The 8,769-nt window shown below is 72.9% G+C and carries 7 protein-coding genes; 4 read left to right on the plus strand and 3 right to left on the minus strand.

Translation table 11 applies throughout. From position 1 onward, the window contains the following. Nucleotides 1-55: 55 nt before the first annotated feature. Nucleotides 56-1,477, plus strand: a complete 1,422-nt coding sequence (locus AS857_RS06035) for a DUF8189 domain-containing protein (RefSeq protein WP_420823911.1) — start codon at nt 56-58, stop codon at nt 1,475-1,477. A gap of 66 nt (nt 1,478-1,543) precedes the next feature. Next, nucleotides 1,544-3,571, plus strand: coding sequence for a DUF8189 domain-containing protein (locus AS857_RS06040; RefSeq protein WP_058042035.1), 2,028 nt, complete (start codon nt 1,544-1,546; stop codon nt 3,569-3,571). Nucleotides 3,572-3,627: 56 nt separating this feature from the next. On the opposite strand, the gene AS857_RS06045 is transcribed toward AS857_RS06040, so the two are convergent. Next, the gene (locus AS857_RS06045) at nt 3,628-4,509 is read right to left on the minus strand and encodes an XRE family transcriptional regulator (RefSeq protein WP_058042036.1); all 882 of its coding nucleotides are present in this window, start codon (nt 4,507-4,509) and stop codon (nt 3,628-3,630) included. Between the two features lie 224 nt (nt 4,510-4,733). Between AS857_RS06045 and AS857_RS06050 the strand changes: the two genes are divergently transcribed. Beyond that, nucleotides 4,734-5,069, plus strand: a complete 336-nt coding sequence (locus AS857_RS06050) for a hypothetical protein (protein ID WP_058042037.1) — start codon at nt 4,734-4,736, stop codon at nt 5,067-5,069. 99 nt (nt 5,070-5,168) lie between these two features. Here the strand turns inward: AS857_RS06050 and AS857_RS06055 are convergent, their stop codons facing one another. Next, entirely contained in the window at nt 5,169-6,401 is a 1,233-nt protein-coding gene (locus tag AS857_RS06055) for a GNAT family N-acetyltransferase (protein WP_058042038.1), read from the minus strand. Nucleotides 6,402-6,489: 88 nt separating this feature from the next. Continuing rightward, a complete protein-coding gene (locus AS857_RS06060) occupies nt 6,490-7,479 on the minus strand; it encodes a hypothetical protein (protein ID WP_216823950.1) in 990 nt (329 codons plus the stop codon). Nucleotides 7,480-8,177: 698 nt separating this feature from the next. Between AS857_RS06060 and AS857_RS06065 the strand changes: the two genes are divergently transcribed. Continuing rightward, nucleotides 8,178-8,747: a VanZ family protein gene (locus AS857_RS06065; RefSeq protein ID WP_245699603.1), complete on the plus strand. Its 570-nt coding sequence runs from the start codon at nt 8,178-8,180 to the stop codon at nt 8,745-8,747. The last annotated feature ends 22 nt before the right edge of the window (nt 8,748-8,769 follow it).

Here is an 8,769-nt window from a genome sequence, read left to right on the forward strand (position 1 = left end):
CTCCCGGCGAGCGAGAACGGCCTCGCCGGCCGGAGGCGCCTGCCGCCGTATCGTCGTGTCGGTCCTGGCTCCGCTGCTCGCCGCGGCGGGCCTGGTCGCCGGCGCCTCACCGGCACGAGCGGACGCGAGCGACCTGTGCGCCCAAGTCGGCTACAACGCGGGCTGGCGCGGCGAGGCCCTGGAACTCGCCGTCGCGGTCGCACTGGCCGAGTCGAGCTGCAACCCGTCCGCGTCCAACACGACGGGCAACACCCCCGCGTCGACCGACCGCGGGCTGTGGCAGATCAACAACTACTGGCATGCGGAGGTCGACGACGCCTGCGCCTACGACGCCCAGTGCAACGCGAACGCGGCCTACCGCATCTCCAACGAGGGGAAGAACTGGCAGCCGTGGTCCACGTACGTCATGGGCCATCACCTGCGGCACATGGACGAGGCACGCGCCGCGGTGGCGCGTCTCGGGCATCCGGGCCCCGGCCCCGCGCCGTTGGTGTACCCCCAGGAGTCCGGCCGGGTGGTGTCGGCCCGGTCGGCCGACGGCCGGCTGGAGGTGTTCGCGGCCGGGGCCGACGGGGTGCACCACGCCTGGCAGTCCCAGGTCAACGGCGGCTGGTCGGAGTGGGAGCGGCTGGGCGGCCCCGGCAATGCGCAGCTCGCGATCGCGCCGAATGCCGACGGGCGTCTGGAGGCGTTCGCGATCAATGGCGACGTTGCCCAGCACCGCTATCAGCTCTCCCCGTCCGGCGCCTGGTCGGACTGGGAGGCGTTCGGTACCGGCGGGAACAGCGTGGCCGCCGGGGTCAACGCCGATGGCCGTATCGAGGTGTTCGCTTCGGGGCCGAAGGGAGTGTTCCACCGGTATCAGGCTGCTCCGAACAGCGGCTGGTCGACCTGGGAGCCTTCCGGCGGTGGTCCTGCCGACAGCCGGGTGAAGATGGAGAAGGCTGTCGACGGCCGCCTTGAGGTGTTCGCGCTCAATGGGAGCACGTTCCAGCATCAGTACCAGACGGCTGTCAATGGTGGCTGGTCACAGTGGGAGGACTTCGGTGGCGGCGGTCATGACGTGACCGTCGACCACAACGCGGACGGCCGCCTGGAGGTGTTCGCCTCCGGTCCGGTAGGGGTGTTCCACAGGTACCAGACGGGACCGACCAGTTGGTCGGGCTGGGAGCCGACGCACGGCCCTGCGAATTCCCAGCTCACCAGCGACCGCAGTCCCGACGGGCGTGTGGAGGTCTTCGCCATCAACGGTGAGACCGCCGCACACATCTGGCAGAAGGGCGCGAACGCTCCTTATGCCGACTGGGACAACTTCGGAACCGGCGGCACCGGGATCAGCGCCACGGCGAATGCCGACGGTCGCATCGAGGTCTTCGGGACGAGCCAGGCCGGGGTCCACCACAGGTGGCAGACCGGCTTCAGCACCTGGTCCGAATGGGCCTGGCTCAACAGCACCGCCGGCCCGCCCGTCAAATGACCCGACACCCGCGGCCGGCCGGGGCGACGAGGCCCGGCCGGCCGCGGCACCCCTGCGGGAGGACCCATGCATCCGATCAGCAGACGCCGTCTGCTCCAGGGCTGCGCCGCGGCGGGCGCACTCGCGCTGCCGGGAGCCGTGGGCGGCGCGGTCGCCACCGCTGCGCCGCCCCCGCCCCACCCGTGGCTCGGCGTGGGGCCCTTCACGCACGTCCACGATCCGTCCACCCCCGGTGGGCGGCGCTACCTGAACGACCACACGCTGATCAAGGCGGCCGGCCGGTGGCACCTGTTCGGCATCGTCGGTGCCGTCGCGCCTGCCGGCCAGGCCCCCGACAGCGCGGCCGAGGTCTCCTTCGCCCACGCCTCCGCCCCGGATCCGTACGGACCGTGGACCACGCACGCCGACGCGCTGACCGTCGACCCGGCCTACTTCGGCGAGGAACACCTGTGGGCGCCGCACGTCATCGAGGCAGGCGGCACGTACTGGATGTTCTACGCCGCCGGCGGCCGGAGCGGTGCCGCGATCAACCTCGCCACCTCGGCCGACCTGTTCACCTGGACGCGGGTCCCGACAGGCCCGCTCTTCCGGGGGCGCGTGGCCCGCGACCCGATGGTGGTGAGGATCGCCGGACAATGGGTGATGTTCTACACCGAACTGTCCGGCCAGGACGGCCGGCACGTGGTGGCCTTCCGGCGCTCCGACGACCTGTTGCACTGGAGTGAACCGGGAATCGCGTTCACCGACGCGACCACCGCCGCGACGGTATCGGTCACCGAGTCGCCCTTCGTCGTCGAGCGGGACGGCTGGTACTACCTGTTCATCGGGCCCCGCAACGGCTACGACGGCACCGACGTGTTCGCGTCCCGGAACCCGTTCTCCTTCGACCTCGGCGGATACGCCGGCCACGTGCCCGGTCACGCGGTCGAGGTGGTCCACGACGGACAGGAGTGGCACGGGAGCGCCGCGGGCTGGTTCCACCAGGGGCTGTACCTCGCCCCCTTGCAGTGGCGGGACACACCACCGCCCTGGCAGAGCGTGGACAACCCCGTCGCCGGACTGGATGTCGACGGCCGGCTGACCGTCTTCGCGCTGGACGCGAGCGACGGTTCGGTACTGCGACGCGTCCAGCTCGACCCGCAGGCCGACACGTGGTCGCCGTGGGAGCCGTTCGGCGGGTCGGCCGGGGCGGTCCCCACGCTCGGCCGCAACACCGACGGCCGACTGGAGGTGTTCTCCCTCGCCCCGGGCGGTGCCGGCCTGCACCACCGGGTGCAGCGGCCGGACGGCGGCTGGCACGACTGGGAGGAGTTCGGCGGCGCGGCAGGCGCAGCCCCCGCCGTCGCCCGCAACGCCGACGGCAGACTGGAGGTCTTCGCGCTCGGCCCGGGCGGCACCGCCGTCGCCCGGCGACGGCAGGCCTCACCCGGATCGCTGACCTGGGACGCGTGGGACGGCGGCTTCGGCGGGCCCGCAGGCGCACCGCCCGTCGTCGCGGCCAACGCCGACGGACGGCTGGAAGTCTTCGCCCTCTCGCCCGGTGGCTCCGGGATCTACCACCGGTGGCAGGAGACACCCAACGGCCCCTGGGCGCAGTGGAGCCGCTTCGGCACCGCGGCCGGCACTGCGCCACGCGTGGCACGCGACGGCAGCGGCAGGCTCACCGTCGCCGCGACGGCCCCGTCCGGTGTGGCGACGTTCTCCCGGCGTCAGACCCTGCCGAGCGGAGGCTGGGACGGCTGGCAGCCGATGTTCGGCTGGACCGCCACGGCCCCGGCGCTCGTCGCCGACGCCGACGGCAGGCTCGACGCCTTCGCCCTGTCTCCCGGCGGCGCCCGGCTCGACCACCGCCGGCAGGTCGCCCCCGGCGGCAGCTGGGAACCCGCCGACGACTTCGGCGAACCCGGCGTCCGGCTCGCCGCCCTGCCCACGGCCACGGTCGACGCCACCGGACGGATGCACGTCTTCGCCGTCACCGCCGAAGGGCGGATACGCACCCGTGTACAGGCCCGGCCCGGCAGCGGCTGGCGGCCGTGGACCGCATTCGGTGACCGCACCGTCGCGCCCGTCCCCTCGGGCAGTCCCACCTACTGAAGGCCGAAGCGGTCAACGCCGGCAGCAGCGGCCGTTTCGCGCAGCGACCGGGCCGGTCAGGCCACGTTCTTGATCAGGAATTGCTGCTCCGGTCCGTCAGCGCACCGTTTCTCGACGGCTTCTGCCTCCGGGCGGGTGTCGTCGGAGGAGATGCCGATGCACTGGGACGTGGACTCCGCGCGCAGCCGGTAGCGCGACTCGGTGCCGGCGGGCTCTACGCGGAACTGCTGGTCCTTGTTGGCGCGGGTGCACGCGTCCCAAGGTTCGAGCATGCCCTTCGCCGGGGCGCTGCGCCGGATCGTCAGGCAACCCCTGCCGTGTGTCGGGTGGTGCCATTCGATGTAGTGCGGGGCGTCGGGGCCGTCGTGCACCGGCTTGAGGTAGGTGTGCGGCGGCCTCGCCTCCTTGCAAGGGCGTTGGGCGGCGATCGCACTGGTGTACGCCCCACTGCGGTCGCGCCCCTCCGTCAGGCACAGGTGCGGGGCCCGGGCCGGGCGGATCTCCACCCAGCCCCGAACCGCCGCGGCGGCCGGCGTACGTGCCTCCCCTTCGTCGTCGGGCAGCAGCGTCCACACGCCCGCCGCCAGCAGGAGAACGGCGATCACGGCCACGGCGGCGGCCAACGGCTTGGACCGGAGGCGTCGCCTGCTGCCCGACGCGCCCTCTATACGGGTCCGCGTCTCCAGCCAGGCCGCGATCTCGCGCTCGTCCTCCACCCCGCACACGTGAAGGAACGCGACGAGCAGTTCCGGCCGGGGCAGGGACTGGCGTTGCAGTACGTCCGAGAGGGTGCTGCGGGGGAGGACCTCGCCGCGGTCCTGCGCCCGCTGTTCCAGCTCCCGGTAGGTCAGGCCCGATCGCTCCTTGAGCCGCCGCATGCGGTCCGTGAACTCGCCCGCGTCGCGTGCCCTGCGCAGCTGTCTGCCCGTCCCCCTCATGCCGGAATGGTTCCGGGCGCCGCCCGGGGCCGCAATCCGCGAACCGGCCAACCTGTCCGGACAAGGCCCGGACAAAGCCCGCCACCAGGCCGGACACGGTTTCCGCGTCCGGGACGGACCACGGCATTGACCCGGTTTCGCCGGTGCTCACAAGCTCGTCCCGGGCCACCCCGAGGACCATCGGGGCCGAGGCTCACCTTCCACTTGAGGCACAAGGAGCCATCGTGTTCAGACGCGTAGCCACCGCCGTCGCCGCCCTCTCCCTCGGCGCGGCCGGGTTCGCCCTCGCCCCCGCCGCGCAAGCCGGAACGAGCGGTACCGAGAAGGCATGGACCCCGCCGAGCTGTCAGGGTCACCGGGCCAACACCGCCGTATGGGTCACCTGCAAGGGCAAGGGATCCGCCAGCCAGGTCCGCATGGTCTACGCCTGCCGGGTCCTGGGGCAGGTCGTGCGGCACACCACGGCGTGGGAGTCGCTGGGTGCCCGCAGCTCCACCACGATCAGCGAGGAGTGCACCTTCGAGGCCGTGTCCGCCAAGGGCGAGTACCGCAGGCCCTGATGCCACGGCGTACGACAGCGCCCGCCTCTCACCGGGCGGGCACTTCGGGTCACGCCACGGTGCAAAGCGGCTCCCGGGCCCGGGTCGGCGAGCGCGCGGTCAGAACCAGTGCAGGCAGTGCGGGGAGCGCTCGGCGCGGAAGAGGGCGTCGGCGAGGGCGGCTGCGCCCGGGCGGTGGGCCCGGATGTGTCCGGCACGCACGAGCGTGCTCGGGGCGGTGCCGCCGAGGTGGACCGAGCCCAGGTCGCTCACGTCCAGGGACAGGTCGGGCTCCCGGTCCGTCGGGACGCAGTCGGCCTTGCCGTCCCGGACGGTCAGCAGGTAGCGGCCGTGCTCGCCGAGGAACGGGTCCGCGACGTCGAGGACGAGCTCGCCGTCCGTGAACCAGCCGCGCGCGGTCAGCGCACGCGGGACGTCCAGCAGCCGCACCCAGAGCCAGTCGGTGTCGTCGTTCACCTGGGCGGCGCGGAAGTCCGCGAACTGCCAGCGCAGCGGGTGGTCGGGCGGGACGTGCTTGAAGACGACCTGAGTGACCAGGTCGTGTCCGAGTACGAACCGGGCCAGGGCCGTGAAGACCGTGTCGTCGGTGGCGATGGTCTCGTCGACCGTCAACGTCTGGTGCTCGCCGATCGAATAGCTGGCGTACCCGTCCGGGACGCCGTCGGCGTCACGGTGAACGGCGACGTAGCGCGGCGCCGGCGAGATCGGGGGCTGCCCCGCGCGCAAGGCCCACCAGCGGTGCGGCCGGGACAGCGCGCCGGGCTGGGCGCGGCGATACCGGTCGTAGACCTCTTCCAGGATCGCACCGCACCCGGCACGACGCAGCACCTCGACCGAGCCGTTGTCCGGGCCGGTCGCCGGTGCATCGGCCACTGCGCGCGCCCGGGGAACGGCGAGGGCGGCCTTGTGGCGCGGCACCGTCAGCTGCGCCGTATAGGTCGCCGGTCCGTAGCCGAACCTGCCGTAGATCGGGGCCTCGGAGGCCAGCAGCACGGAGAGGAACTCCCCGCGGGCCCGCAGCTCGGTGAGCTGATGCCGCATCATCGCGCTGAGCACGCCCTGGCGCCGGTGCGAGGGCAGGACGCCGACGGCGGTCACCCCGGCGGCCGGGACGAGGGTCTCACCGGGCAGGGTGAGCTCGAAGGAGTGCGCGGCGGCGGTGCCGACGGGCCGCCCGTCCGCCGTCAGGGCGAGCAGGCAGCGGTCCATCTCGAGCGCCGACCACCAGAGCCCGCCGCCGTCGACCGGGGTTTCCGGGAAGCGCCCGAACGCGGTATGGACCGTGTCGACGAAGACGTCAAGGTCCTCATCGGTCGTGGAACGAATCTCCATTGCCGCTGCTGCCTCCTCGAAATACCGGCACCACGGCTCGCGGTGCCCGGCCACAGTGCAGCTTTGATCCGTGACCAGGGCAAGCGAATTACGACCGGGCCCGCGGCCGTACACCCGCCTCAGCCATCAGGCCGCCGCCTCCGCCCCCCCCCGCGCAGATGTAGCGGGTGCGGGCCGCGTAGGAGCGGGCCGCCACGATGAGGGCGAAGCCCAAGCCCGCGAAGGCCAGGCCGCCGAACCACACCATCCAGGTCAGGGACGCGCTGGTGTCGAACGGCGGCTTCGGCTCGACAGGCGATGTCACCCCGGTGACGCTGAGCAGAACCATGACGTTGAGGACCACCCCGTACACCGACAGGGCGCCGCCTGTCAGCCAGGCCGGGACCAGCGGCAGCAGGCGCGGGACCCGGCGCCCGGACAGGAACAGCGTCCAGCGGGGGAAGACCATCCCCCACCGGTACATCAGCCCTGTCAGCAGGAAGACCCCGAGCAGCGCGGCCATCACCGACACGTCGAGCCCGACCGAGGCGAGCGCCTTGGCGGCCCCGGCGTCCTCGTTCAGCTTTCCCCAGCCCTCCGCCGTGACGCCCAGCGCGTCGCCGCCCAGCGTCCAGACGGTCTTGACGCCCGCCCACGGCAGCAGGCCGCACATGAGGACGTACGCCGTCACCTGGGTCCGCGCCGAGGCCGTGGAGGCGCCCGGGTGGACCGGCGCGGCGTCGACGGCCCCGGCATGCGGATGCCCGCACCGCGGGCAGCTGCCCTGCCGCCTGCGGCGATACGCCACCACGGCCATCAGCAGGACGGCGGCGCCGGCTGCGTTCAGCAGGGTGTGGACCGCTCCGGTGGCGCTCTCGATCCCGGAGAGCGTCACCAGCGCCACGACGATCATCACCACGCCCAGCGCGCCCACCCCGAAGACGAGGATGGCAGCGGCGAGCAGCGCCGACATCACCACCCGACCAGGTCTGCCGAGCGGCCGGGTGGTGGCCCAGGCCGCGGCGCCGCCCAGCACGGCGAGGGCGGCGAGCGCGAGTTGGACCGCCGGCGCGTAGGTCGCGTGCGGTTTCACGGGCACGCTGGTCCCCATCGCCGCCCAGGCGGTCTGAACGACCGCGTACACCGCGCCCCACACGGGGGCGGCGTGGGGCGCCCACGCCGGCCATCGCCGCCACCACGTCGTCCCTGCACGGGCATCGGGCGGTTGCCCGGCACCGACACGTGTCCGCGAGCTGGTGGAAACAGGCACCACAACCTCCGTATGTCCGCCGCACTTTCAGATGAAAGGCTCTGCGACAGACAGGCCGGGACACATCCCCCGCGCGGACCACCCGACTCCGCCGCACGGCGGACCGGCGTCACCCGGCGGGGCCGGGGCGATCAGGTGCCCCGGGCGAGGAGGGCGCTCGAGAAGGCGATGAAGCCGGGGCCGGACGAGGTTCCGTCGCAGCCTCGGAACACGCTGTGGTACGTGCGGTCGGCGACGAGTGTCAGGGTCTGCGCCGAGGCGGTGTCGTTTCACGGGAACTCCTCCGCGGGTCGTGGGGGCGGGGACATCGGCCGCCGGGCGCAGCCCGGGCGGGGCCCCCGGCGCCGGGGAGGCGCCTGGGGTCGCGACTCCCGGCCACGGCTCCCGTCTGCCACCAGGACACCTCCCATCACGGCGGTGTGCAACACGCGCCCGGCGTACCAGGTCGTATCCGTGGCCCGTGGGCGTACCGCATTCCGCCAGGGGTAACCGAAGAGGCAGGCAGGCGAATGCTGACGGAGGGCGTGATGGCGCGCGAGGACCCGCACAGCAAGGCCGAGAAGGACACCGAGGACCGTGCGGAGGCCGGCGGCGGGCGCCGTCTCACACGGCCGTTACGCATCGTGGTCATGCTGCTGGCCTTCGCGGGGATGGTGGCCTTCGGCGTGGTGCTGGCCCGGCTGACCCTGGAACCCTCCGCCGCCTCGGAATCGCTGACGCACAGCAATCTGCGCCCAGGCGACTCCATCCGCGACTATCTCTCCCGGCCGGCCTTCCGGGACACCGTCAAGCAGATCGGCGGCAACATAGCGCTGGGCATTCCGTTCGGTCTGCTGCTGCCGGTACTGGTGCCGCGCGCCCGGGGACCGGTCCGCGTCGCCGCCGTCACGGCGGTGGTGATGCTGCTGGTCGAGCTGGTCCAGGGCGCCCTCATCACGGGCCGGGCCTTCGACATCGACGACGTGCTCCTCAACACCGCGGGCGCCCTGCTGGGCTATCTGCTCCTGGGCCGCAGGCTGGGCCGCGCCGTCCACCCCCGGCGCCGCCACTGGTGGCACCGCTTCACCCGGCGCGAGGCCTCGGGGACGCGTGAGTGAACCCCTTCGGAAGCAGGCCTTC

It is taken from the genome of Streptomyces roseifaciens (assembly GCF_001445655.1).
GTDB classification, from domain to species: Bacteria; Actinomycetota; Actinomycetes; order Streptomycetales; family Streptomycetaceae; genus Streptomyces; species Streptomyces aureoversilis.